The organism is Chryseobacterium sp. MEBOG06 (genome assembly GCF_021869765.1).
Lineage (GTDB): Bacteria > Bacteroidota > Bacteroidia > Flavobacteriales > Weeksellaceae > Chryseobacterium.
In genome coordinates, this window is sequence record NZ_CP084580.1 from 3,773,429 (window position 1) to 3,799,885 (window position 26,457).

General features: G+C 35.5%; 28 protein-coding genes and 1 riboswitch. Of the genes, 13 read left to right on the forward strand and 15 right to left on the reverse strand.

The window, feature by feature from the left end:
- Positions 1-120: 120 nt before the first annotated feature.
- A complete protein-coding gene (locus LF887_RS17285; protein WP_236855497.1) occupies positions 121-1,389 on the reverse strand; it encodes a mechanosensitive ion channel family protein in 1,269 nt (422 codons plus the stop codon).
- A 271-nt stretch (positions 1,390-1,660) separates the two neighbouring features.
- Here LF887_RS17285 and LF887_RS17290 point away from each other — a divergent pair, with 271 nt between their 5' ends.
- From LF887_RS17290 to LF887_RS17300, 3 genes are all read left to right on the forward strand, one after another.
- Positions 1,661-2,845, forward strand: a complete 1,185-nt coding sequence (locus tag LF887_RS17290) for a carboxypeptidase-like regulatory domain-containing protein (protein ID WP_236855498.1) — start codon at positions 1,661-1,663, stop codon at positions 2,843-2,845.
- Between the two features lie 76 nt (positions 2,846-2,921).
- Positions 2,922-3,413, forward strand: a complete 492-nt coding sequence (locus LF887_RS17295) for a DUF456 domain-containing protein (RefSeq protein WP_236855499.1) — start codon at positions 2,922-2,924, stop codon at positions 3,411-3,413.
- A 16-nt stretch (positions 3,414-3,429) separates the two neighbouring features.
- The gene (locus LF887_RS17300) at positions 3,430-3,939 is read left to right on the forward strand and encodes a hypothetical protein (protein ID WP_236855500.1); all 510 of its coding nucleotides are present in this window, start codon (positions 3,430-3,432) and stop codon (positions 3,937-3,939) included.
- Here LF887_RS17300 and LF887_RS17305 read toward each other — a convergent pair.
- The 3 genes from LF887_RS17305 to LF887_RS17315 all read right to left on the reverse strand — a co-directional run bounded on the left by LF887_RS17305 (position 3,926) and on the right by LF887_RS17315 (position 5,469).
- Positions 3,926-4,567 carry a uracil-DNA glycosylase gene (locus LF887_RS17305; RefSeq protein WP_236855501.1) on the reverse strand — a complete coding sequence of 214 codons (642 nt, stop codon included), beginning with the start codon at positions 4,565-4,567 and terminating at the stop codon, positions 3,926-3,928. The genes LF887_RS17300 and LF887_RS17305 overlap by 14 nt on opposite strands.
- 78 nt (positions 4,568-4,645) lie before the next feature.
- Positions 4,646-5,158 carry a GNAT family N-acetyltransferase gene (locus LF887_RS17310; RefSeq protein WP_236855502.1) on the reverse strand — a complete coding sequence of 171 codons (513 nt, stop codon included), beginning with the start codon at positions 5,156-5,158 and terminating at the stop codon, positions 4,646-4,648.
- Between the two features lie 101 nt (positions 5,159-5,259).
- On the reverse strand, positions 5,260-5,469 hold the full coding sequence (locus LF887_RS17315) for a hypothetical protein (RefSeq protein WP_236855503.1): 210 nt from the start codon (positions 5,467-5,469) through the stop codon (positions 5,260-5,262).
- 62 nt (positions 5,470-5,531) lie between these two features.
- Between LF887_RS17315 and LF887_RS17320 the strand changes: the two genes are divergently transcribed.
- Together LF887_RS17320 and LF887_RS17325 are read left to right on the forward strand one after the other, a co-directional pair.
- Entirely contained in the window at positions 5,532-7,679 is a 2,148-nt protein-coding gene (locus LF887_RS17320) for an endonuclease MutS2 (protein ID WP_236855504.1), read from the forward strand.
- Positions 7,680-7,909: 230 nt separating this feature from the next.
- The gene (locus tag LF887_RS17325; protein WP_236855505.1) at positions 7,910-8,098 is read left to right on the forward strand and encodes a hypothetical protein; all 189 of its coding nucleotides are present in this window, start codon (positions 7,910-7,912) and stop codon (positions 8,096-8,098) included.
- Between the two features lie 117 nt (positions 8,099-8,215).
- Here the strand turns inward: LF887_RS17325 and LF887_RS17330 are convergent, their stop codons facing one another.
- Positions 8,216-9,301: a GEVED domain-containing protein gene (locus LF887_RS17330; RefSeq protein WP_236855506.1), complete on the reverse strand. Its 1,086-nt coding sequence runs from the start codon at positions 9,299-9,301 to the stop codon at positions 8,216-8,218.
- A gap of 172 nt (positions 9,302-9,473) precedes the next feature.
- On the opposite strand from LF887_RS17330, the gene LF887_RS17335 reads away from it, so the two are divergent.
- The 3 genes from LF887_RS17335 to LF887_RS17345 all read left to right on the forward strand — a co-directional run bounded on the left by LF887_RS17335 (position 9,474) and on the right by LF887_RS17345 (position 12,530).
- A complete protein-coding gene (locus LF887_RS17335; protein WP_236855507.1) occupies positions 9,474-10,274 on the forward strand; it encodes a hypothetical protein in 801 nt (266 codons plus the stop codon).
- 34 nt (positions 10,275-10,308) lie between these two features.
- A riboswitch (cobalamin riboswitch) is annotated at positions 10,309-10,489 on the forward strand.
- Between the two features lie 116 nt (positions 10,490-10,605).
- Positions 10,606-10,989: an acyl-CoA thioesterase gene (locus LF887_RS17340; protein ID WP_236855508.1), complete on the forward strand. Its 384-nt coding sequence runs from the start codon at positions 10,606-10,608 to the stop codon at positions 10,987-10,989.
- A 167-nt stretch (positions 10,990-11,156) separates the two neighbouring features.
- A complete protein-coding gene (locus tag LF887_RS17345) occupies positions 11,157-12,530 on the forward strand; it encodes a DUF4932 domain-containing protein (protein WP_236855509.1) in 1,374 nt (457 codons plus the stop codon).
- Positions 12,531-12,597: 67 nt separating this feature from the next.
- Here the strand turns inward: LF887_RS17345 and LF887_RS17350 are convergent, their stop codons facing one another.
- Together LF887_RS17350 and LF887_RS17355 are read right to left on the reverse strand one after the other, a co-directional pair.
- Positions 12,598-13,188, reverse strand: a complete 591-nt coding sequence (locus tag LF887_RS17350; protein ID WP_236855510.1) for an HD domain-containing protein — start codon at positions 13,186-13,188, stop codon at positions 12,598-12,600.
- A gap of 1 nt (position 13,189) precedes the next feature.
- Positions 13,190-13,888: an XAC2610-related protein gene (locus tag LF887_RS17355; protein WP_236855511.1), complete on the reverse strand. Its 699-nt coding sequence runs from the start codon at positions 13,886-13,888 to the stop codon at positions 13,190-13,192.
- Between the two features lie 513 nt (positions 13,889-14,401).
- On the opposite strand from LF887_RS17355, the gene LF887_RS17360 reads away from it, so the two are divergent.
- From LF887_RS17360 to LF887_RS17380, 5 genes are all read left to right on the forward strand, one after another.
- Positions 14,402-14,731, forward strand: coding sequence for a PadR family transcriptional regulator (locus LF887_RS17360; protein WP_103234940.1), 330 nt, complete (start codon positions 14,402-14,404; stop codon positions 14,729-14,731).
- An 11-nt stretch (positions 14,732-14,742) separates the two neighbouring features.
- A complete protein-coding gene (locus LF887_RS17365; protein ID WP_236855512.1) occupies positions 14,743-16,464 on the forward strand; it encodes a PspC domain-containing protein in 1,722 nt (573 codons plus the stop codon).
- Positions 16,465-16,778: 314 nt separating this feature from the next.
- Positions 16,779-17,372, forward strand: coding sequence for a 1-acyl-sn-glycerol-3-phosphate acyltransferase (locus LF887_RS17370; protein ID WP_236855513.1), 594 nt, complete (start codon positions 16,779-16,781; stop codon positions 17,370-17,372).
- A gap of 61 nt (positions 17,373-17,433) precedes the next feature.
- Entirely contained in the window at positions 17,434-17,862 is a 429-nt protein-coding gene (locus LF887_RS17375) for a PaaI family thioesterase (protein ID WP_236855514.1), read from the forward strand.
- Positions 17,863-18,073: 211 nt separating this feature from the next.
- Positions 18,074-19,042, forward strand: coding sequence for a chorismate-binding protein (locus tag LF887_RS17380; protein ID WP_236855515.1), 969 nt, complete (start codon positions 18,074-18,076; stop codon positions 19,040-19,042).
- Positions 19,043-19,195: 153 nt separating this feature from the next.
- Here the strand turns inward: LF887_RS17380 and LF887_RS17385 are convergent, their stop codons facing one another.
- From LF887_RS17385 to LF887_RS17420, 8 genes are all read right to left on the reverse strand, one after another.
- Positions 19,196-19,399 carry a hypothetical protein gene (locus tag LF887_RS17385; protein WP_236855516.1) on the reverse strand — a complete coding sequence of 68 codons (204 nt, stop codon included), beginning with the start codon at positions 19,397-19,399 and terminating at the stop codon, positions 19,196-19,198.
- A gap of 5 nt (positions 19,400-19,404) precedes the next feature.
- A complete protein-coding gene (locus tag LF887_RS17390) occupies positions 19,405-20,007 on the reverse strand; it encodes a MarC family protein (protein WP_236855517.1) in 603 nt (200 codons plus the stop codon).
- Positions 20,008-20,051: 44 nt separating this feature from the next.
- Complete coding sequence (locus LF887_RS17395) at positions 20,052-21,791, reverse strand: BatD family protein (RefSeq protein WP_236855518.1); 1,740 nt, start codon at positions 21,789-21,791, stop codon at positions 20,052-20,054.
- Positions 21,791-22,531, reverse strand: a complete 741-nt coding sequence (locus LF887_RS17400) for a tetratricopeptide repeat protein (protein ID WP_236855519.1) — start codon at positions 22,529-22,531, stop codon at positions 21,791-21,793. The genes LF887_RS17395 and LF887_RS17400 overlap by 1 nt, the downstream gene beginning before the upstream one ends.
- 98 nt (positions 22,532-22,629) lie before the next feature.
- Positions 22,630-23,637: a vWA domain-containing protein gene (locus LF887_RS17405; RefSeq protein WP_236855520.1), complete on the reverse strand. Its 1,008-nt coding sequence runs from the start codon at positions 23,635-23,637 to the stop codon at positions 22,630-22,632.
- Positions 23,637-24,629 (reverse strand): VWA domain-containing protein, encoded by a 993-nt coding sequence (locus LF887_RS17410; RefSeq protein ID WP_236855521.1) that lies wholly within the window; start codon positions 24,627-24,629, stop codon positions 23,637-23,639. The genes LF887_RS17405 and LF887_RS17410 overlap by 1 nt, the downstream gene beginning before the upstream one ends.
- Complete coding sequence (locus LF887_RS17415) at positions 24,622-25,518, reverse strand: BatD family protein (protein ID WP_236855522.1); 897 nt, start codon at positions 25,516-25,518, stop codon at positions 24,622-24,624. Before LF887_RS17415 ends, LF887_RS17410 begins: the two co-directional genes overlap by 8 nt.
- A 56-nt stretch (positions 25,519-25,574) precedes the next feature.
- Positions 25,575-26,438, reverse strand: coding sequence for a DUF58 domain-containing protein (locus LF887_RS17420; protein ID WP_236855523.1), 864 nt, complete (start codon positions 26,436-26,438; stop codon positions 25,575-25,577).
- Between the last annotated feature and the right edge of the window lie 19 nt (positions 26,439-26,457).

Sequence of the window (26,457 nt, forward strand, 5' to 3'; positions counted from 1 at the left end):
ATACAGATATCTGTTATAATTTCAACATTCTAATTTTATATCATTATTATATACTTATAGATCAATACCGGGAATGTAATGAAGCTCATTTTCAAACTTCTCATATCCGGTTTCTTTCTTTTATACCTTGATGCTTACCTGCATTACCTGAAGATCAAATTCTTTGGAGGCTACCAGCAGATGGTCAAAAATATCAGCCTGAATCTGCTCAAAACGTTCCCATTTGGAATCATTGGCAAAGCAATATACTTCTAACGGCAGTCCCTGCGGGGTAATATCCAGCTGCCTTACCATTCTGGTCCCATTTTCATCTACATCGGGATCATTTTCAATATACTTTTGTGCATAGTATCTGAAAACGCCGATGTTGGTAAGCTGTCTTCCGTTGACAATGATCTCTTTATGCTCAAGACCCTCTTTTTCTTTTTTGATCTCAGAAGTTCTTTCTTCAAGGTAATCGGAAATCAAATTAATTTCCATTAAACGTTCAACATCTTCATCAGTTAGAAATTTAAAGGAATTGATATTAAAATAAATCGATTTCTTAATTCTTCGGGTGTTGGATTCTGACATGACCTGCATATTTTTGATCTCGGTCGTCATCAGATCATAGGTAGGAATGGTAGAAACAGTTTTATCAAAATTCGTAATTTTCGTTGTTAAAAGGTTAATTTCAGTAATATTCCCTTCAATACTGTATTTCGGAATCCCCACCCAGTCTCCTACTTTTAAATTCTTAGAAGTAGCTACATGAAGTCCTGTTACAAATCCTAAAATAGTATCCCTGAAAACCAGTACCAAGACAGCAGTAATAGCCCCTAAGCTTCCGACAATAGTAGTTCCTTTTATTCCGAAAACCACACAGATTCCTACAACGGTAAATACAAAGAGTCCTAAAATTTTTACGGTTTCGGAAATGGCATTGAGGGCCATGATTTTATAAAAATCCTGTTTTATGCTGAAATAATTTCTAAACGCACTCAGTGATCTGTAAAGCATTCCTGCCAATATCAATACTAATCCCAGATTGACACACCTTATGATAAAGACCGTCGTTTTAGGCAGTGCATTTTCAGGAAATATGGAACCTTGTATAGAACCTACAACAATCAAGGCGGCAAAGTGGGCTACAGAATTGGTGATTTTAGACTGATATACGGATTTTAGTATTGGAAATTTCTCTTCGTTATGAAATAACCGGAACACAGAATTGATCAGAAATTTAAAAACAAAATCTGTAATTAAAAACAGGACAATAAGTAAACTCAGCTTTATTATGATATGAAAAACCCAGTCCAGACCAGTTGGCGAAATCCGGGTAATATAGATATAAAGCTGCTCACTAAGCTCCTGTATAAAGTTTTTGGTTTCTTGTAACTGATCATTCATTACAGCAAATTTATGAAATTAAGAATCATGATTTTACTATTCACAATCAATTTTCATCCCAAAAAACATTCATCTTGAAATATTTGGTAAAATTTATCTCATAAAAGAATCATAAAGCAGGAAAGCCTTCAAAACACTCAACAGTAAATAAGAAATCAACCATAAACAGATGAAATATTTAAATAATATTAAAAAATATTACATTTTTAATGATATAATATTGATTATTTATTACATTTGATAAAACTAAATCCATCAAAATCAATTAAATATGAGACAAAAGTACTTGTTTATTATGCTATGCGGTCTTCTACTGCTGGTAAACTGTAAAGGAAGTGATGATTCCATCACTCCGGAAGATCCCAAAACTGTATCAACCGGGCAGGTTGAAGGCAAAGTTTTTGCTAAAAACGGAACAAAGCCTATTGGTGGTGCCATTGTGTTCACTATTGACAATAAAAATCAGGTTTATCATACCTACTCCAATGCTGATGGCACCTTTAGTCTGACGACTCCTGAGGGAAATACAACACTTCACATCCAGACAGGCAATGGATTAAATTTCAGAACCGAAGTTCCTATTACGGTAAAAAAAAATGAAACAACCACTGTCGCCGGTACAGATTCAAAACTGAATCAGGTAGCGAAAATAGCTTATATAAAAGGCAGTTTTGACAAAATAGAAGATATTATTGCAAGTCTGGGCTATACAGCAACGGAAATATCCTATCACGATTTAAAAAACTTCAATACTATTTCACAGTATGATATTATTTTTCTGAATTGCGGCTCACGTGGTTTTGCACAAACGGGCACCTCAGCTCCAGGTAATGATCTTGATGTTTTCAGCAATCTCTCTACTTTTGTAACTAACGGCGGAAGTATTTACAGCTCAGACTGGGCTGCTGCATACCTTGTAGGAGGAGGAATGAATGTTGATTACTGCGGTATGTATGGGGGCTTTATTGATGATACGCTTATTTGTTTTAAAAATATTGGAAATGCCGGAATTTATACCAACTGCAATGTTTCGAATACTGCCCTGGCAGCAGCTTTAGGATTTAATACATTAGATATTGATTATGATATGTCTTCATGGGAAAAAATTCAGAATTACGACCCTACATTCTGGGAGGTGATGGTACAGAAAGGTAATGAACCTCTAATGGTAAGAACTAACCATTATACTAACAAGACAGATCCTAAGATACCTGTAGGAACCTCTTTAAACAACAACCATATGACGATCTGCCATCATACACCAAACGGTAATAATATTACCATCACCATCAATCAGAATGCATGGAGCGCCCATCAGGCTCACGGCGATTATGTAGGATCATGTACCGGAAGCACCAGCAGCGGGAATATCTATTATACCACATTTCACAATCATGCAAGTGGCAATATAGGTAAGACAGGACCTATTCTGGAATATGTAATCTTAAATCTTTAATAAAATTTTTATAATCTAAGATATGAAGTGGCTTTTATAAGGCCACTTTTTTTATATTGCATCTATATTTAAAGAAATGGATACAACAATCATTAATATATTCTGTCTTCTTTTGTTATTTGTAGGAATATTGGGAACTTTTCTTCCCATTTTACCGGGACTATTGCTGAGTATCTGTGGACTTTTGATCTACAAATTCGGGACGGATGCCGATCTTTCCATGATTTACATCTGGGCGTTTGGGATTCTGACCGTACTGTCAGTGGTTCTAAGCTATGTCATTCCGGCAAAGACCAACAGAAAATATGGTGGAACCCGCTGGGGAAGTATTGGTTCAGTCATTGGAACTATTGTTGGAATATTTATTCCTATCCCGTTAGGTTTTCTCATCGGCATGTTTGCCGGTGTTTTTATTGGCGAGCTTCTTCATGACAGTAAGGACATGAATAAAGCACTCCAGTCGACCAAAGGAGCGTTAATAGGATTTATCTATGGAACGGGATTCAGTTTTGTAGTGGGAGTGGCAATGTTTTTGGTAGTATTACTTAATATGTTTAACGTCATTTAATTAAATATAAGAAACTATGTTCCATAAAGCCATTATATTCAGTCTGGCCATATTTGCATTATCAGCATGCGATGCCCAAAAGAAAGTAAAAGCTGACACAAAATTATCTGAAATGCCCAAATCTATAAAACCTACGAACCTTCCAGATCAGAAAGACCAGGTTATTTATTTCAATGAGGGTGAAAATAAATTTCTGAGAGAATACCAGATGAATGTTACCTTTAAGGGTATTTCAGAAGATAACCGCTGTCCGGAAGGAGTCAACTGTATGTGGGCAGGGATAGCTGTTGCGCAAATTGAAGTAATGGGAACCTCTACCCGACCTGCCATTTTAAGCCTGTCTACTATGGATGATCCTGCAAAAAACCATCAGCAATCCACGAATTTCAATGGTTACACAATTACGTTACAGGAGGTAGCCCCTTATCCTAAATCAGAAGAAGGCACCCAAGCACTGAACGGAAAATATAAAATAGGAATTACAATTAAAAAAGCTGAAAAGCCCTCTAATTCTACCATGAAATAGGCTTCTTCCCTTTAGAAACCAGGTACTCATTAATCTTTGAGAATGGTTTGCTGCCAAAAAAACCTCTATAAACAGAGAATGGTGAAGGGTGTGCCGATTTCAGAATAAAATGCTTAGCCGGATCAATGAGTTCGGCTTTTTTCTGTGCAAAAGCGCCCCATAATACGAATACTACATTTTCTTTTTTGTCAGAAATTTCTTTGATAATAAAATTGGTGAATTTCTCCCAACCAAGGTCTTTATGTGAGTTGGGTGAATGCGCACGAACCGTCAAAGTAGCATTTAGGAGCAGAACTCCCTGCTTTCCCCAGTCATCAAGTTCTTTGGAAGTACGGGCTATTCCCAGATCATCCTTTAATTCGATGAAGATATTCTTTAATGAAGGAGGTGCCGTCACCTGTTCTGAAACAGAAAAGCACAATCCATTAGCCTGAAAGTCATTATGATAAGGATCCTGTCCGATAATCACAACTTCAATATCATCAAAGGATGTAAGTTCCAACGCTCTGAAAATCTGATCTTTCGGAGGGAAAACTTTCGTTGTTGCATATTCATTCTTCACTTTTTCCCAAAGTGTTTTAAAATATTCCGTACTCTTGATAGGGGCTAAAATTTCTGTCCAGGTCATAATAATGCAAAAATAATTAATATTAAAACAAAAGCGCAAACTATACTTTAAATATCTTCAGTTTTCTTTTAAAGGCTTTCAGCATGTTGTTTTTCTTAAACTAAAAATAAAATTTTCAATATTATTTTCATCTTTTCTTCCTTCTTCCAAGACAAAATTGTGTCTAGAAAGCAACGATTGAGAATCTTTATTGTGTTTACCGGTACAAGCAAAAATCTCCTTTAAGTTTAATTCATCAAAACTATGTTTCAAAACAGATTTTAACGCTTCAGACATAATCCCTTTTTTATGATAATCCGGTAACAGTTCGTAACCTATCTCTGCTGTTTTCCTGTCCTCTGAGAATTTCCACAGACCAATCGTTCCAATAAGATTTCTTTGATCTTTAAAGGAGATTCCCAGAAAAATCATTTGTTTATTTAAAGTCTCTTTTTTAATGTGTAAAATAAACTCCAGCGCATCATAATTATTTTGGGGCGAGTTTCTTTTTACAAACTTGTTGATGTACGCATTGCTCCTTATTTTCAAAATATCGTCAATGTGATTTTCATCAATTTCTTTTAAAACTAATCGTTCTGTTTCCAGTTTCATCTGATAATTTTTATAGTCCCTGTAATCAATCCACCATTCCCTTCTTTTTTCTTTTTCTAAATTAATAAGTAAAGTCTATGATTTTACAGAAGAGTTTTTTATTACAGAATTGTTGCTGTTCTATTACTTTTATTGTTCTTATTTACTATTTCTTTTCCGGGAGCATCATTTTGCCGGCTGGGATCAAAGATTATTTTGCTCTTCACCCCTAAAGTTTTAAAGTGGGCGCTCTTATTTTCCAGTACCAGGGTTTTTGACCTTACATAGCCTTTTAAGGACAGGAAAGTAAGAATAATTGATCTTTGTTTCACGGATATCGTTTGTAAATCGCTCAAATATACGTAATAATCAAAATTCTCACTAAATTTGCAGTGTGTATATAGATAAAGAAGATTTAGACGAATTAGAGTTTCCGCAATTGCTCGCGGAAATATCCCCATTTGCGTATTCTCCCAAAACAAGAGAAAAAATTCTTCAACTTCGTCCGATGGAAATAGACGAGGCAGAACTTTCCTTAAAAAAAACATCAGAATATCTGTCGAGTTTTGAAAGTTCAAATGCAATTCCGTTTGATGAATATGAAGATATTGAAAGTGAGCTGAAACTGATGCTGATTGAGAATTACCGTCTGGAAAATATTGCTTTCATCAAAATAAAAACCATCACGGAACAGATCGGAAGGTTACAAAAATTCTTTCCTACCATGCCGGAAACTTTCCCCACCTTACTGGAAGACGTTTCTGTACTGGAATTCAGAAAAGAGATCATTGATAAGGTAGATAAAGTTTTCAATCGTTTTGGTGAAGTAAAAAATGAAGCTTCTCCGGTCTTAAAAGGATTACGGACAGAGATCCAGCTTGCTAAAAAAGCAATTCAGGAAAACTTCAACCGTGCGCTTACCATGTATGGACAAAGTGACTTTTTGGATGATATACGGGAATCCATCATTGATGACCAAAGGGTTCTGGCTGTAAAATCAGGATTTAAGAAAAGAGTTCCCGGAAGAACGTTAGGAATTTCAAAAACAGGTTCCATTACTTACATCCAACCGGATAGTGTTGTAAAGCATTACTTCAAACTACGGGAAAATGAAGAGGAAGAGAAAAAAGAAATTGACAGAGTTCTCCGAAAACTGACTACAGAACTGGCAGAGTTTCAACCTCAGCTCTGGAGATATCAGATGTATATTTTTGATCTTGACCTTACAAGAGCCAAAGCTAAATTTGCAGATTCAGTGAATGGGATTCTTCCAAAAATAAACCGTCATAAGACATTAAGACTGAAGGATGCTTATCATCCGTTACTGTGGTTAAGAAATAAAGTAGAGAACAAAACGATTCACCCGCAGAGTCTTGCATTAACGGAACATAATAGAATTATCTGTATTTCCGGGCCGAATGCCGGTGGAAAATCCATTACTTTAAAGACTGTGGGGCTACTGCAGCTAATGATTCAAAGTGGAATTCTGGTACCTGTTCATCCAAAATCTGAGATGTTTTTCTTTGAAAAGATGATGACGGATATTGGCGATAATCAATCCATAGAAAACCACCTTTCTACTTATTCTTCAAGGCTGAAGAAAATGTCAGGAATTATCCGTGAGGCAGATGCCAATACGCTTTTGCTTATTGATGAGTTTGGGACAGGTTCTGATCCGGAACTGGGGGGTGCTTTGGCAGAAAGCTTCATGGAGTTTTTCTATGACAAAAAGAGTTTTGCTATTATTACCACTCACTACACCAATATTAAACTGGTTATAGAACAGCTTCCGAATGCTCAGAATGCAGCAATGCTTTTTAATGAAGAAACATTGGAGCCAATGTACAAACTGGAAGTGGGTCAGGCAGGAAGTTCATTCACCTTTGAAGTTGCGGAAAAGAATAAAATTCCGAGATTCATCATTCATTCTGCTAAGAAAAAAGTAGAACACGACATTGTTAATCTGGACAAAACCATTGTAAAGCTGCAACAGGAAAAGTTCGAAGTTGAAAAACTGAAATCTGATCTTGCAGAAAGAAAAGAATCTGTAGAAGACAAACGTGATAATCTTCAGAAGCTGAATGATCAGCTTCAGCAGAAGTTATTCAATTTTCAGAAACTGTATGAGGAGGAGCACCGTAAACTTCAGTTTGGAAACAAAATTGAAGCCTTCATTGAAAGCTATACAAAAGGAAAATCCAGAAAGGATGTAGTGAAAGACTTTGTAAAGCTTTTAGAGCAGGAAAAGTTTAGAAAACTGGATAGTGATAAGGATGAAACGAAACGCCTTCAGGTAGTAAAAAGAAAGATTACCCAACAGCTGAAGAAGGAGGAAGTCATTGAGAAGATTGCTGAAACGAATGAAAAACTGGAAGAACAGCGCAAAAGCGACCGTGCTGTCTGGATGAAAATTGGCCAGCGTGTCCGTATTACAGGAAGTACCAGTGTGGGAACTATTGAAAAAATCTCCCGAAACAAGGTAATTGTTAATTACGGAACTTTCAAAACAACGATTGATGCTGATGAACTTGAAAGAATTTAATTAGTTTTTAGAATGAATTAATCTAAAAACTAACTTTAAGCGAATAATACAGAGAGGGTACTTTAATGTACTCTCTCTTTTTTATAGGGTTATGTAATATTTTTTCTAATTTTAACCGTCAGCTGATAAAAAGTATTAGAAAAAAGTATCTGTATCCTATGGTCTTTTCCGTGGTAGGGCTGGCTTCCTTTTTATCTTTTTACCGGACTTTCCAGTCAAAAATGGAAGGAATGGGAAATAATAAAATCGAAATGGGTTTCGGAAGCGGAGTTTCAATCAGCTATGGCTTTGCAAGTGCATTTTATATTACAGGGATCTTCTTCCTGATCATCTTACTTTTCTATGGAATATTTTCTTATTTCCTTAAAAATGATATCGAAACAGTCTATGAACCTTGCCGACATCGTACAGAATCTTAGAATTCCTTCTATACTACACATAAATACAGGCTGCCACATTTTTGAGACCGCCTATATTATTTTATCCTCATACATTCATAAATAGATCTTGTACTTGGGCTATAAAATATTTTAGAGTTACTTCTTAATAAATTTAAAGCGTGTTATATTTTCTTTATCTTTTAACTGGATAAAATAAACTCCTTGGGGCAAACGCTGAAGTTTTACTTTATGATCTGAAGTTTTCCCTTCTCCTGCTTTTTGTCCTACAGCATTATAAATTTCAAAATCGGCTGCTTCCGAAATTCCAGAGACATTTAAAATGTCAGATGCCGGATTTGGATAAATTTCAGGTTTAGCAGATTGTCCAGGTTCTTTTACTGCGAGAAAAGGATCTAAAAAATCTACACCGTAATCTTCCACTTCTCCATAGGTAAATGTTCCACAGGCACCAGTTGGGAATGTCTGGCTGGAAATAACACGCATCGTTACACCGCATCCGCCAATAAGAGCGCTTGGTATGGTAGGATACCCTGGGATAGGGAATGTAGATACCACCGGTATTGCGGAACTGACATTAGCATTCATTACTTTTTCCACAGCTTCAAAGACTCCATTTCCATTAATATCAATCCATGCATTTACCGTTATAGGGCCAGCGGTGCCGGTCCACGTATTGGTTACCGAAAGTTTATTTGCCGGACTTCCTGCAAAGAACTTGACTCTACGGCCTGGATCTGTTCTGTAATCTGTGTAATTAGAAGGTCCTGAATTGCTGATCATTGGATTTGTCACTCCTGTAGAAGTTACCGTAACGTTGGAAATATGCATTATATTGGAGTCTGTAGATGCAGAAATGCAATAATTCAGAGAGGTGTAAAAAATTACTGAAGTTGAAATATCCCCCGAAGCAACATCTATAATCTGCACTTCATAAGCTGTACAAGGCTGAAGGTCTGTAAATGTATACCCATTTGTATTAAATACTGATATACTGCTCCATAGATTAGGACCAACTGGCCTAAACCTCACTGCAAAGCTTGTAGCCCCTGCAATCGGATCCCACATTACCGTTGCTGAAGTAGTAGAAATGTTAGAAACAACAACATTTATAGGAATTGTAAATGCTTTTTTAGTAACCGATGTTGCTGTAGAATTTTTAGATTGATACAATGAAAAAGCTCCCAATAATAGGAAGGAGCAAAAAAGTAGTTTTTTGGTCATAGTTATTAGTTTTAAAATCAGAATGAAAATTAATATAAAATTCAATAACTGTGTCATATTTTAACCACAAATTATTATATTTTTAAAAATGTAGAACTTACAGGCATTACGGCAATATAATTATCTGTCGAAAAGTATTTAATTTATATATTTGAAGGATCAAAAAATTTTCATGATGACTTTCATAAACAAAGCATTTTATCTGTCCGCTTTTAGTATTTTTTCTCTAGCCTTCGTTAAAGGTCAGAATAAAGTTCCTTTCGGCGTTGTAAAAGCTGAAGAAGGATACGCCAACGTAAGGGTGCATAAAGACAATTACAGAAAAATTGTAGATAAAATACGTATGCGCAAAGGGGATGTGTTTGTTTATGTAAAACCTGCTCCAGGAGAAACCGAATGGATCTGGATCAAATATCCTGAAAAACAGGATGATGACAAGCCATTTGTACGTTATGAAACGTTGGATAAAGAAGGAATGGTAAATAAGGAACGTATTGCTTACATTGATCAGCTTCCGGCTTATACTCCCTCTAAATCTAAAAACGGAAGATCCCTTATCTTCACGGACAATTCTGATCCGAAAATCCCTACCGCTCAAAGAAGTAAAGTAGTCATTGATGTTTATCCTTCCAATGCTGGTTACCGTAAAAAGGAAAAAGATGCAGATGGGAAACTCCTTACCATAGATAAAGTAAAGCCATGGGGAATTGGGAATGATCTCCCTGAAGGAATGACGGAGATAAAGTCTATCAGAGTACAGCAACCCGGAAGAGGCTCTGTTTTTGTAAGAGAAGCTATCAAAAATATGTTCCAGCCCACAATGGATTTTGATAATGTAGGAGTAACTTCTCTTGACACTGACAATATTTTCCTTTATATGATCAATGGTACAGGAGAAAACAGATATACAACCCTTTGGACCATTAAGAAGGGAAGAGTAATCAGTCAGATTATTTATCATAATCCGGAATAAATTCATTATTTTTGCACCCGAAAAAGTGTAATACTTATTCATCATAGAAACTGGTTTTGCCTAACCGCAAATTAAAAGGGAACCGTGTGAAAATCACGGACTGTCGCGCAACTGTAAGTAACTGTAATCTTTATCAAAGATCCACTGTGCGGGGCATGGGAAGGAGATAAAAGATGTTACAAGTCAGGAGACCTGCCTATTTCTTAAACAAAAAACTTTCGCGATATGAAGTTTTATTGATCTGATGGATTGTTTCGGGAATTTCCAAGGGTTCCTGTCATTATTCTGTTGTTTTGATACGATTTCATTTCGCTTTAATTAATAATGAAATATGACGACAGAAGAAAGAATTGAAACATCCGAAACCAGAATCTTTAAAGCGGTTTTCCCAAACACAACCAATCATTATGATACCCTTTTCGGAGGTACTGCCATGCAGTTGATGGATGAAGTAGCTTTTATCACAGCAACACGTTTTGCAAGAAAAAGAGTGGTAACGGTAAGCAGTGACAAGATCGATTTTAAGAAACCTATCCCGGCAGGAACTATTGTAGAGCTGATCGGAAGAGTTTCCTATGTTGGAAAAACGAGTATGAAGGTAAATGTTGAGATCTACACAGAACAGATGTATTCTTATGAAAGAGAAAAAGCAATCGTTGGTGATTTTACATTTGTAGCAATTGACGAATTCAAAAAACCAATTCAGATTCTATAATTCATAAAAAAGTTTCGGGCGGCCTTTGGCCGCCCGAAACTTTTTTACCTTACAATATCATCACCAAAAAATTCAGTGAATTCGTTTGTTTTTTTACTTAATTTAGCCAACCCAGGAAAAAAATAAAAAAATGTTTTTCTGCTACTAAAAACGAAGAACCTTATTCAATGAAAAAACTTATCTTAATCATCGCCCTTATCCTTTCTGTTTCCATAGCAGCACAAAAAAATGTCAAAATTGAACTTCCGGAAAGTTACGAATTGGGAAATATTATTTTAGCACTTACAGAATATGGCCAAACAGATCCTTATGATGTTCAGAAGATTCCTCCGTATTATGATGAGATCATGACTTATTTTAAGCCCGTAAAAGATCACCCGTTGTTACAAAAAGTAAATTACTCGCGAAGTGATTGGAAGAAATTTCTGGGTTTCCGAACTGATTTTTATGCTTTTTCATTTGACGAAAAAGGAATACTCAAAAGAGACTATCCTTTCAATTCATTTGGACCAAAAGAAGTAGATGAAAATATTGAATTAATAAATGATTTTGTAAAAAAGTCGAATTACAGGGCTTTTTTTAAAGACCATCAACAGTTTTACAATACCTTAATCAACAATTATAAAGAGTATTATTACATCAATGATACCTATGCTTTTTTGGACAAAATTGTCGGCAAAGTAACCGCTGAAAATACCAAAAACTATGTCATAGCAATCTCTCCTTTAGTAGGTGGACAAAATTGTCATAGAGATATCAATAGTTCATTAACCGTTGATTTTCCTGATATCGGAGAAGATCTTATCCGTGGAAATTTAAAAAATAACATTGCACGAAGAATTCTTGATAATCATACTGTATTTTCAGAAATTGATCATGGCTATGTTAACCCTATCTCAGATCAATATTCAAAGGAAATAACAGCGGCCTTCAACTTGAACAATTGGGATAAAAAATCAGGATATCCTGGTATAAGCTCATTCAATGAATATATGACATGGGCTGTTTACGACTTATTTATCAGAGAAAAATTCCCGAAAGAAAAAACTGACAGTCTCTCTACGATCTATCACAAAGTCAATATCCGACGTGGGTTTATTGCTCAGAATTTATTTTCTGAGAAAGTGATAGAGCTTTATAAAAAAAATAAGAGTCTGGAAAAATTATATACTCCATTGTTACAGTGGACAAAGAAAATAGGACCAAAAATCTCCCAGCCTTCTGTTTTAGATGCCAACAACAGCGACTTTGAAAAAGCGGATCTAAACAATATGGTTTTACGATTCACAGAGCCTATGAAAAAAACATCTACCCTCCAGTTGAGATTATTCGAATACATAGATAAAAAACAAACCAGCAATACTATTATTGTCGTTAAAAATCCGGTTTGGTCTAAAGATGGGAAAGAAGTAAAGTTTAAACTTGATACTTCTTATAAGAATTTCGAACTGAGATTTTATGTATACAACAGTATGTCCGGATTTTATTCCCAAAAAGGGATTTTATTAAATCCTGACAATTTCTTATTACTGACTCAATAAAAATTCCACAGATCATCTGTAAAAAGACACTGCTCAGCCAATGAACAGTGTCTTTTCCTTTTTTAAATTATTTCAATACCTTTTCAGTTTCCAGATTTTGGTTCAGCAATAATTCAAAAGCCTCTCCCATTTCATCTGATGCTCTGGTGATCGCATTTTCAAGCATATTTCTGATCTGCTTTTCTGTAACACCCGCTTCTGTCCAGCTTTTTCCTGAAGTATATGAATTTAAGATAAATGGCATAATTCTGTCGATAGCACATGCAAAAATGGCATCGGGAGTTTTTTCCTCTTCAAACTCAAGCCATAGATTAAAGAAGTCTGTACGCAAAGGCTCATCCAGAATTCCGAAGATATTTTGTGCGGAAATCTTTTCTCTATCAAACTTACCCACCATCCCTGCTTCATCAAAAAGGAACGTATCACCTGCTTCAATCTCCACAAGATCATGAATAGAAAGCATTCTTATCACTCTCAGCAGATCAATGTCTTCACGGTTTTTTGCATATGGATAAAGGATCTGTGCCAAAATAACAATCTGCCAGGAGTGTTCCGCCGTATTCTCTCTCCGGGAGTCATCTGCATTATAATTTCTTCTCTGTACATTCTTCAAAGCATCCACTGCCAGGATAAAATCGATCTCTTTCTGTATCTTCATCTTACTTTTCTTTATTATATTCATCTGAAGGATATACCTTCGTTTTGGTAATCCATTTATTTTTTACTTTTTCACTGGTGGTAACTTTTATTTGGCCTTCTTCTGTCATATCTTCTTCTCTTTCCAATACTTTATCTAATCCTTTATTGGGAATCACCGCAAATTCTGTGACAAAAATCCTGCAGCAGCCTGATTTCCCTGTAGCAATTAGCCGTTTGCGTTTAGCATCCGTTTCAAACAGGCCCAGATAACCAGATCCAAGTTCAGTAAGTTCTTTACTCTTTACAAAACCCATTTTGGTAATGTTGAATACGTATACATCATAAGAAGCTCCGCTATAGTTACCCATGCTCCCATTTCTTACTGCTATATCTTCGGTACCGTCAAAATTAAAATCTTCCATAATTACCGGACTTTGATCAGTGCTTAGCTGAATCATTTTTCCAGGAACCGCTTTTTGATCAGGATTTAAATCGAAAATGAGATCATCGGAAACAAACGTCTGAATTTTGCTGTTTTTGTTATCGAAGAGTTCTACAGTTCCTCTGTCTTTACACCGATCATCAACACAATTCTCCATATGGATAATCGCATTATAATTCTTTGATACATTTTTTACTTCAAATTGATATTGACCGAAACATAAGGGCCCCAATAGAAGAAAAGCAGATAAATTTCTGTAATGATTCAAAATTTTCATGATAATAGTTACTGTGAATTAAGGTGTTTAAAAAAAATCTTAACAAAAATACGAATCATAACACCGATCTCAAAATCTCTTTTCATTCCAATGTATAATACAGTTTCACACCATACTATTTTTTGAAACCGTTACCTGCTATCCATTATTACTTTTCATTCCATCGTTATTAATACTGCTACCCTGTTGTGAGTGACTGTTGCTTTTGGAATCAATAAAACAAATAACAGACCGCAAAAATTAACAGTGATTAGACTATATAGGCTTACTAAAACCTAAGATAAAATTTAAAATTCTCATAAAAGTTCTCATTTAGTGACATTTAAGAAAAACTAACTTGAAAATTATAACACTGTTTTTCAAATGGTTAAATATATTATTTTCAAAATTTCACTACTTTGTATTGCATAATACCATTTTATTTATATATCTTTGTAATGTAAAATTAGAATAGGCTCAACTAGCTAGGAGCATTTTTCTGAAAATATAACTAATTAACAAAACTTATTAAAGATGAATACTGAAAATACCAAAGCGCAAATGCGAAAAGGAATTCTGGAATTCTGTATTCTAAGTCTCATCAATAATCGCGAAATGTATGTTTCTGATCTTATTGACGAGCTGAAAAAAGGAAAACTGGATGTAGTGGAAGGGACCCTCTACCCTCTTCTTACAAGACTTAAAAACGGGGAGTTTCTCTCTTACAGATGGGAAGAGTCTACTGGGGGACCACCCAGAAAATATTATCAGATTACAGAAAAAGGAAAACTTTTCCTGGATGAACTTCAGAATACATGGAATGAACTGACAGCCTCAGTGAACCAAATCACCCAACAAAATTAAAAAACAAAGCTATGAACAAGACACTCTCAATAGGACTCGCAGGTTTTTCTTTTACCATAGAAGAACACGCATATATAAAGCTTAGCGATTACCTTAATGCTCTGAGAAGCTCACTGGATGCTTCGGAAGCGGATGAGGTAATGCATGACATAGAAATAAGAATGGTGGAGATCTTCAGAGATTCACTGGGAAAACGTGAAGTGATCAATGATACCGATGTAGAAAAGGTAATTGCTCAGATCGGAAGCCCGGAAAAAATAGAAGAACAGGAAGAGGCTTATTTTTCTGAAAAAACAACACCTAAAAACAATACCACAGGAAGCAATTATACAGACAAAAAGCAATTATTCCGTGATCCTGAAAAACAAAAGATTGCAGGGGTATGCGCAGGTTTAGCTCAGTATGTAGGAATGGATATTACTGCCATGAGAGCTATCTGGCTAGGAGTTTTTGTCTTAGGAATTTTTACAGCGGCTATTTCTTCTTCATTAATAGGACTGCTTTATATCATCCTTTGGATTGTACTTCCAAAAGCTGAAACAGCAGCAGATTTCCTGAAAATGCAGGGAAAGCCTATGAACTTCGATAATCTTAAAAATGAGTCCAACAAACTGGTTCAGTTTGCTAATGAATCTACTCAGAGAGTCGGAGAAATCTACAACGAAAACAAGCCTTATATCAATAATGCAGGAAGCGGGATCTGGAATGTATTAAAATATATTGTAGGGGTATTACTGGTACTGATGGCAGTAGGAAGTATCATCGGAATTTTCGTCATCTTCGGATTGTTTGGAACTGGTGCTGATTTCCCTGGAGCTAACAAAATAGAATTCTATATGGGGGAAAACGGACTTGATAAAGTTTTAGTAGCTATAATGATTCTAGGAAGTTTAATTCCGGCTATTATCTTCAGTTTATTAAGTATCAAAATCTTTTCTCCAAAAACAAAACTAAGAAATATCGGCTGGGTATTAGGAGGAATCTTCCTTTTATTACTTGGGTTGGGAGCTTATTTTGGAGTAAGTATGGCCAAGAAAAATATGATCTACCAAGGTAATAAAGAAGATACTGAAAACATCGCAATCAATACAACATCAGATACGCTTTATGTAGACATCAAGCAGGTGAATATTCCTCAGAATTTCAAAGCTTATGATGATGACATCTACTCTGATAAGAAAACTGTATTTGAAGAAGATTATATCTCTGTAGATGTAACAAGAAAGCCAGATATCAAAACACCTTATCTGATTATCAAAAAAGAGGGAGAGGGATACAATGTGCCGGTGCAGGTAACAGTTCCTGTAGAAATAATAGGAAATAAGGTAATGCTTCCCAACTTCATTAAATATCCTTATGAACAAAGATTCAGAAATTACAGAGTGGATTACGAACTTGTAGTTCCTCAGAGAACAATAGTAATTCCTGTGAAGAAAGATCATATCAGCTTTGATGGAGATCTGAATGGAGACGGTATTAATGACAATGATCAGGACGAATCTGAGAACCACAACGGTATCAGAATTGAAAAAAATAAGATCACGGTGAACGGTTCAAGCATTGAATATAATTCTGATGATAAAGACAGCATCATCATCAATGGTAAAAAAGTTCCAAATAACCAGGCAAAGAAAGTAATTGATTCTGTAGCGTCCAACATCAAGAAAATAAACAAAGATGTGGACATCAAAATCAAAGACGGGAAAAACGAAATTTCCATACAAACTAAATAATTAACTTCAGAGAGTGGTAGAAGGTGTGAATGGATGGCAACCGTTTGAAATTCACACCCTTCTTCTCTCAGAAAAGTGAAAAAAAAACAATATTTAGTTCTCCATGTAAAAAAAAAGTTTTAATTTCGTAAAGCTAAATTATAATAACCAATTAACAAAAAACACAGCCTTATCATGATACAATTTGCAATGGAATTCGTAATGAAAATCGTAGATTTAATTAACGGTTTGTTTTAAGAGCGATAATATTTCAATATATTTGTAAAGTATAACCAAAATATGGTTATACTTTTTTGTTTTTAATCCAAGAATCTATGAAAAAGCTTATAGGCAAACTGATGTTAAAATTATTAGGCTGGAAAGTCGTTCTACAGGGCGATGTAAACAACCTGGACAGGTGCATCCTTGTGGTGGCACCCCATACCCACAACATGGAATACATTTTAGGAAACTTTGCCTACTGGTCCTTGAACAAACCATTGAAAATAATTATCAAAGATGCCCATACCAAAGCGTGGTATGGCAGTATTGTAAGAGGTCTTGGAGGAATTGGTATCGACAGAACTCAGAAAAATGATCTTGTGAATTTTGTAGCCAATCGGTTTTCAAAAGAAAATTTCAGCCTTGTGATTACCCCTGAGGGAACAAGAAGCTGGGTTCCGAAATGGAGAAAGGGTTTCTATCACATGGCTTTAGCAGCTAAAGTTCCTATCGTACTGGCAGCAGGTGATTTTAAAAGAAACACTGTTTATCTGGGGTATACTATTCCATATGAAAGAATAGCATCCGTCCCTTTTTCTGAAATTATGCAGGAAATTCAGGATTACTATATAAAAAATGATATTGTCCCTAAGGTTCCTGCCAACTGGAATCCTAATATTATGGGAACAGGAGAGGAAAAAATTTAGAAACAAATTACTTTCCCATTTTCATTTATCTATTATTACTCACCATTTATCTATTATAAAAATGAAAGGTCAGACAAAAGAAGAAATATTAACATTTATCAATAACTGGGGTGGCGAAACCCTTGCGAAAACCCTTGAGATCAAATTCATTGATATTGATCTCGAAAATGAGACCCTAACAGCTGTTATGCCAGTGCTTCCTAGAACGCATCAGCCTTTTGGGATTATGCACGGAGGAGCCAGTTGCGTGTTGGCAGAAACTTTAGGATCAAGCCTGTCTAATATTTTTATAGATGGAGATAAATATTACGGGGTTGGCACCAATATCAACTCCAATCATCTGAGAAGTAAAAAAGACGGAGAAGTAACAGCCACTGCCCGATTTATCAGAAAAGGAAAAACGATGCACGTGTCTGAGATTGAAATTCGTGATGAAAAAGGAACTTTGATCAATCATACGACAATGACCAATGCTATTATTCACAGATAAAGCGGTATCATTTCCATAAACATAGAAAGCTCAACTTAAAATTGAGCTTTTTTTATACACTTATAGCAACATCGCCAGATTTTTATCTCAAAAAAGACTGTTTTAATTTTGACATTTTTAAGACTAATAATACCTTTGCAGAAAGGAAAATCAACTTCGGAATTTCCTATATTATTTCCGGGCGACGATTTTCAAAATCCATTCATAACTAATGATTTATTTCAAACTTCCTTTCGACGAGAGATTGCAGTCTGTAGATGAGAAAAACGATAATACCGCTGTTAACTTTCATTCTTATAACGGTGATTCTCAGATAAGCTTCAACGGAGATATTATTGAAATCGACCCGTTTGAATTCAATACAACTTCTATTACAAATGAATCACTAATCAGTAATACAACCAGTACCGAAGCAGAAACCAAGGAAGAATATGGTCATACACTGCAACAGGTAATTGCAGTAATTAAAGAAAACAACTTACCCAAACTGGTTTACTCGAGAAGGAAGATTGTTACAGATTTTACAGTGATTGATTATAAGGAGAGTTTCAATAATCTATGCCAATCTTACCCCAATGCTTTCAGATATCTGTTCAATGATGGTGAAAACGCATGGATGGGGGCTTTTTCTGAGGTTCTTGGAAAGTTTAATAAAGAAACTCATGAATTTGAAACCATGGCATTAGCGGGAACTCTTCCTGTCTCTGAAGCATGGTCTGAAAAAGAAATTGAAGAACAGAAACCGGTTACTGCTTATATTCAGAATATTCTTAAAAATTATTCCGAACACGTTCAGCAATCAGAAACTTATGATCATATTTCCGGAAATATTAAGCATTTACGGACCGATTTTAAAACCAATATAAATCCGGAAGATCTGGATCAGCTTATCAGGGACCTGCACCCTACTCCGGCAGTGTGTGGTATTCCCAAAGATTTTTGCAATGCGAATATCCGGAAGTATGAGAAATACTCGCGTGAATTCTATGCAGGCTACAGTAAGATCGAAACCCAAGAAAGCATTCAGTATTTTGTAAATCTGCGATGTGCCAGACTTTATAAAAATGCAGTACATATCTTTGTTGGTGGTGGAATTACCGCACAAAGCAACCCTGAAAAAGAATGGATAGAAACAGAACTTAAGTCTGAAGCAATATTGAAAAACCTGGTAATTTCTTAATCTTCAAGAAAGTATTTAATTACTTATTTCAGGTTAAATACAAAGGACTAAAAAGCTTTTTCATTCAGAAATTCTGAAGTTTAACAGCAATATCTGTTCATAAAAAAATGCCTCTTCCGGATGAAAGAGGCATTTTTTATATTTTTTAATATTTTACTTTATTTTTTTAGCTCCAATTCTGCTCCATGTATCCATAACGAAAAGCACAAGAAGACCAATCGCAGCGGCTGATGCTGAAAACACAAATCTCAAATTGTCTTCATCACCTAAAATATCTGTTTGCCAATTGATAGCATAAAGATTGATTGCCATGAAAACGATAAATACTACTAGAAATACCTTATAAAACTTCTGCATGATATTTAAAAATTAATATAATTCTGCACCAATTGAGCAAAATTTGCGGTGAATAATTTAATTGAAATCGCCAAAAGGATAATACCAAAAACTTTCTGAAGAATCATTAGTGTAGCATCTCCTATTTTTCGTTCTAACCACTTCGCTGATTTCAGCACCAAATATACGAAAATTGTATTAAGTATGATTCCACAAATAATATTAATATCATGAAATTCAGCTCTAAGAGATAAGGCGGTTGTTAACGTTCCAGCTCCCGCAACCAGTGGAAATGCGATGGGAACGATAGATGCAGCCTTTGCTTCGGTTGTTTTATTGATTTCAATTCCTAGAATCATTTCCAGCGCTATGATAAAAATCACAAAAGCTCCGGCAATGGCAAACGAATTTACATCTACTCCAATCAGCTTTAGAATCTTATTTCCTACAAACAGGAAAACAATCATAATTGCTCCGGCGGTAATGGAAGCTCTTCCGGCTTCTATTTTTCCGAACTTCTGCTGAAGGCTTACTATAATAGGAACTGAGCCAATAATATCGATTACGGCAAAAAGAACCATGAAGCTGGTAACAATCTCTTTAATAGAGAAACCATCAAAAATTTCCATCTCTTTGTAATTAAAAATTTCGCAAAAATATGAAAATAAACTGATTATTTGCTAATTTGTGAATATAAATTAACAATAGTTTTCAAAAGTTCCTCAAGACCCTCCTGAGATTTCACAGGAGCATATTTCTCCATTTGAATTTTCTGCTGCATTGTACTGTAGTCTTCTGCAACGGAAGAACCTTTGTATTTTTCAAGAAAAGTCTTAAACTCTCCAGCAGAGCCATGGAAATACTGATTTCTAACTTCCTGGTCCAGCTCATCCAACGTCACAAAAAACTTTTCATACTCTTCATTATCTTTAAGGTTTTCAAGATAACCAAAATAATCGTTAATATCCGTTTTCATCAATTCTCTTATCTCCTGTTCAGTTTCAGCCACTGATCCTAAGGGTTTTGAAGGTACGGTTTCCCTAACTAATGTACGTTTTTTTTGCCAAGTTTTAAATAATAAATAAGCAACAAATAAACCTAAAAGAATCGCAATATTAGTCAATAAAATATTCCAGTGGAACTTGCTTTTTTCTTTTACTTTTAAGGAAGTTGTTTTTAAAACAGGTGTATTTACGGTCTCCAGAAGATTATTGGTATATTCATTTACCTTTTCTACTGTAGAGCGGGCTTCCAGTATCTGATCATGGGAAAAAGCATTTACATCCAGTGTTTTCTGACCTAGATCTACATATTCTCTGTTCTCAGGATCAAAGAAAGCAAACTGTTCCGTTTTTATGGATATGGCTCCGGATTTATTTGGAATTACCACATAATTGGCAAGAATTTCACCTTTCATTCCTGTAGTTCCCGGGGTAACTTTAGAAGAAATCTTTGGAGCATAAACTTCATAGTCCGGTGATGCCAGTATCTTTGGAAGTACCATATCCGGCAGATTACCTTCTCCGGATACTTTTACGATTACATTTATAGGCTTTTTGGCCTCAGGTTTTTCTTTGGAAGCACTATAAACGTTTACATTGAAGTTTCCTACCGCATTTTTAAAACATTCAGGAGCTCCTTCCGGAAGTTTTCTAACGATAAGTTTTACTTTATTGGAAACAATTTTATTTTTACTTGAATAAGAATTTACAGATGCTGAAACAGCGGGAACCTCCACATATCCTGCTTCATTTGGAAATACCATAAATACAGCAAGCACCTGGGAAGGCATATTTGCATACCCGGAAGGATCTATTTCAGATTTATGAAAACTGACCGCATGTACATTGATATTATCCTGCTGAGGAAGACGGATATCCTTTACCTTTCTAAGGTTATCCATATTTCTGGAATAGACTTTCAAAACAGCAAAAGTAGGCTGATCCTGATAAACATCCCTGTCCTCAATTTCCATATTCAGATATACATCATTGGAAACATTACTGGCTAAAGATTTTTTATCGACAATATCTTTAACATTAACCTCAAAAGGTTCAGTTTTATAGATTTTATTATTGATCGTTACCAGTACAGATCCTATCTTTATTTTACCTTTTTTCTTAGGCTCAAGGGCTATTCTGGATACTTTTTGGGTAACTAATAAATTAGTGGCAGGATCAATTACAGTATTTGTAACAGAGCCGCTGCCTATGATATTGAATTTTGAAAGATCCGGAAGCTGGAATTTGGTCTGCTGTTCAAGATCACTCCCGTTAAGCTCCAGTACAATGGTCAGGTTTACGATGTCTTTTCCACCATATTCAGTTTTATCTGCATCCATAGAAAGATTTACCTGTCCGTAAGTAATTACGGAAGCCAAAGTAAGCAATATGTAAATTAATTTGTACTGCATCACCAATCTTTCTCGTTGCTTTCAGGCATCGAATAAGAATTTTTGTTTAAAATTCTTCTGGCGGTTTCTTTTTCTTTTTCGTTTATTTTATCTAAGATCGCATTTTCAAGGTCTTTTGGCATTCTGCCCTCATTTTTATTTTGCTGAGGATTATTGCCCTGGTCACTTTTGCCTTCGTTCTGCGGACCATTTCCCTGATCTTGCTTTTGGTCTTTATCTCCTTTCTGATCTTCTCCTTTGTTCTGATCATTACCGCCGCCTCCTTTTCCTGAGTTATCCTGCTGGTTCTTCTGTTGTTCTTTTTCCTTTTCTTTCAGTTTGGCAATTTCATAGTTTTTTCTTGTTGCCTCGCTGTATGGATTTTGCTTTAATGCTTTTTTATAATAGTCTGCCGCTTTTTCCGGCTGGCTCATCTGCATATAGGTATTTCCTAAATTATGAAGGGCTGCAGCTTTATCAGGAAGGGTCTGCGAAAGTTTTTCTGCTTTTTCAAACTCAGCCTTAGCCTCTTCATACTTTTTACTTTTATACAAAGCATTTCCCATATTATAGTGGGCCGTAAAATCTTTATCATTGTCTTTTACAGCTTCCATATACTTTGAAGACGCCCCATCATAGTCTTTACCGTCAAATTTCTGATTACCTTCATGAACTAAAGTCCTATAATTTTCCTGCCCAAACAAAATGCCTGAGAAAGAGAAAGTAAGAATAAACGATAAAAATATAATTTTAGTATTCATCACTTGCAAAATTATCCCTTTATATGTTAAGAAACAGGGTTTTATTTGTTAAAATTCGGTTAAAGTATACTTTGGAATCATGATCACTTGTAGGGAAACTACACATTAAAATCCTTTTTAGGATTAAAAATATAAATTAAAAAGAAGAAAAGAATGGAAACAGCTAAAAAATACTGATAATAGTGATTGGCATTCTGTGATTTCACCAAGGTTTCAGAGCCTGATGATTTCCTGTTAACTGCATCCAGAATCCTGTCAGGAGCTTCGTTGATATTATTCCCGTCAATATAAGTTCCTCCAGTAGATTCGGCCATCTTCTTCAGCGCATCAGTCTGCCTTTTGGAGATTACCGTACTGCCATTCATATCTGTTTTGTAGCCCATCAGCTGACCATAGACATATTCCGGAACCGGAGCGCCTTCATCCGTACCTACTCCTACTGAAGTAATACTGATTCCTTCTTTATTGGCAAGCCTTATTGCGGCATTATCATTTCCTTCATTATCCTCTCCGTCACTCAGCAATATTACTTTTCTGGATCCTTTGCTTACATTTTTAAATTTCTCTGCTGCTGCCTGCATTCCTTTTAGAAAATCAGTTCCCTGCATCTGCATAGAACTGGTTTCAATACCGCTGATGTAGGTTTCAGCAGAATTATAATCGGTAGTCAGCGGCATGATAGACATTGCCTGTCCTGCAAATATGACGATTCCTACTTTATCATTTTTCATTTTCTGCATGGTCCCCAGCATTAAGTTTTTGGCCTCACTAAGACGGCTTGGGTTAATATCCTCCGCATTCATAGAATTGGAGACATCCAGCATAAAAATAACATTATTCAGCTTCTGACTGCTTTTTACTTCTTCAGAACCATTGAGAAGATCGATAATTGAGAATATTAAAAACAAGGTTCCCAGGAGATATAACACAGGAAAAAACTTTGTAAATCCTGAACTTTTTTCAAATAGACTGTCATGAAACTCACTGGCTGCAAAAATTTCCCTCTTTTTACTTCTCCATTTCAAAAAACGGATCAGAAAAGAAGCTAACAGCGGGAGAAGCAACAGTAATAATAAATACCAATAATTTCCTAAAGACCAACTCATCAGCTTAAAATTTTATAAAACACCCATCTCAACAGTGCATCCAACATCAGCATTCCTAAAGCAATCCAAAGGAATATCTTAAAATACTCATCATAGTTGTAAAGTTTTGAAATCTTCACATCCGATTTTTCCAACTGGTTGATCTCATCATACACCTCTTCAAGACTGCTGTTTGATGTAGCCCTGAAATATTTCCCCCCTGTAGTCTGCGCAATTTCTCTCAATGTATTTTCATCAATAGTTACCTCAGCTTCTGTGAAGACAAGATCTCCAAAAATATCCTGAGATGTAGGCATCAGTGCATAGCCATTGGTTCCTATTCCTATAGCATATACTCTTATATTATTATTTTTTGCCAGCTCAGCAGCAACCTGCGGAGGTATAGCATTCTGAATATTACTTACTCCATCCGTCATCAGAATGACTACTTTACTTTTGGCTTTACTTTTTATCAAATGATTTACAGCAACAGAAAGTCCTTCTCCAATAGCTGTTCCCGGTTCAAGACCTGCAGAATTCAGGTTTTTAATTTCATCAATTACAACCTGATGATCTGAAGTAACGGGAACTTTTGTAAAAGCTTCTGCGGCATAAGCCACAACTCCTATCCTGTCATTAGGGCGCTTCTGAACAAATTTCACCGCAATATCTTTTAAGGCAGTGATACGGTCGGGATTTAAATCTTTTGCCAGCATACTGAGAGATACATCTATTGACAGCATAATATCAATTCCTTTTGTATCATCTCTATCCTGAGAAATGGTAAAGGTCCTCGGTCTTGCCATTGCAATAATCAGGGCAGAAAGAATGATATACTTTGATATTTTCAATACAAAGAGTACTCCACGGATTCCACTGCTGTCATCCATATTTTTTATCGTAGGCACTTTTATCCCTTTCTTTTCCCGTTTACCTGCATCTTTTATAAAAAGAGGAATAAACAGCAGAAAAAGCAGTAAGAACCATGGACTGTAAAATTCAAAATCAAACATCCTTTCTCAAGTTTTCAAATTCTAGATCTTTGGATGATCTCTTCACAAAGTCTCTGATATTGGCAAAATCTTTTTCCATTGTTTCCTGATCCGGAAAGGTTTTGGCAAACTTCACAAGATCTCCTCTTAGGAAAACATCTTCCACTATTTTTTCATTATCCTGAGAGATGGTGTTGTTCTTTTTCATTACATCAATAAGATCATCAGTAAGAAGTACATCTGCAGGAAGGTGATATTGTTTTGTAATAAAGTTTCTGGAAATATCAATCAGTTCAACATAAAATGAACGGAAATTACCTCCTTCAATATATTTTTTCTTTTTAAGAGAATCAAGTTCTTTTAAAGTCTGATTGGTTGCGACAACAGGAGAGCTTTTTGTTTTTCTGCCCCATTTTATAATCATGATAATCGCAATAATCAAAGCGATAGCTGCTAAGGCTGCAAGGATATAAAACTTATACAGTTCCCAATAGTCTCTGGTAGCAAGCTTCACTTCCTTATTCTTCATAATATCACTGATCTGATCAGCTTTTTGCGCTGTATTAATCACCTCTATTTCATAAGGAATAGTTTTAAGGATTTTATCTCCCACTTTAAACTCAAGTTCCGGAATGGTAAATTTCCCTTCTTCAAAAACTGCAAATTCTATTTTTCTTTCATAAGAGTTGGCATTCTGCCCAATGCTGTCTTTAGTTTCTTCAAAATGAAAAGGAAGGAGTTCATTTTTCGGAGCAGAAGTTACCTGTTGCTCATTAAGGTTATCAATCTTAACAATAAGGTGGTTCACTTCGCCTAGCGCAATTGTTTTCTTTTCTACGTTGGAAGATAATATCTGTGAAAAAGCATTCGCACAGATGAAAAAAGATAATATTAATAGTATTTTTCTCAATGTTAAAATAATAAAGGCTAAAGCCTTAAGTTTTTATATATGGGTTTTGCCCAATGTTATTTTTTCTGAAAATAATTATACAGTAATTTTGAATAATCCGAACCGGTATTAATATTCATAAAACTGGCCGAACTATTGGCAAAATCTTCTTCTAAAGCTCTTAATTTTTGTTTTTGGGCTTCCGCAAAAGTATATCTCCATCTTGCATTGGAAGTATTGGCCCATATCTGTTTTCCTGTTTCTGCATCATACAGAAGGGTGTAGCCCACATCAGGAATCTCATTATCTTTTTCATCATAAATCCTCATTCCCAGCAAATGGTGTTTTTTAGAGGCTACTCTCAGCATTTTGGAGTCATATTCATCCGCAAAATCGGAAAATAGAAATACCAAAGATTTTCTTTTAAAAATCCCCATCATATATTCAAGTGCTTTATCTATTTTAGATTCCGCAGGTACATAATCTGCGGTCAGAATAGTACTGATAATGGAAAGGATATGTTTTCTTCCTTTTTGGGGAGGAATCACTTTATATACTTTATCTGCAAACAGGATCAATCCTACTTTATCATTATTTCCGGCCGCTGAAAACCCCAGGCTGGCCGCAATTTCCGCAACATATTCTCTTTTCAACTGGACTTTCGTACCATAATCCATAGAAGCAGATATATCTACTATGAGCATCATTGTAAGCTCCCTCTCCTCTTCCATTACTTTCACAAAAGGTTCACGGAAACGTGCTGTTTTGTTCCAGTCGATCCTTCTGATCTCATCACCAAACTGGTACGGACGAACTTCAGAAAAAGTCATTCCCTGCCCTTTGAAGGCACTGTGATATTGTCCCATCAAAGCAGCCTCCGTCTTTCTTCTGGTACGGATTTCTATCTGCTTTACCTTTTTTACAATATCTTTTATCTGCATAGACGGGTTTAAAATTTAA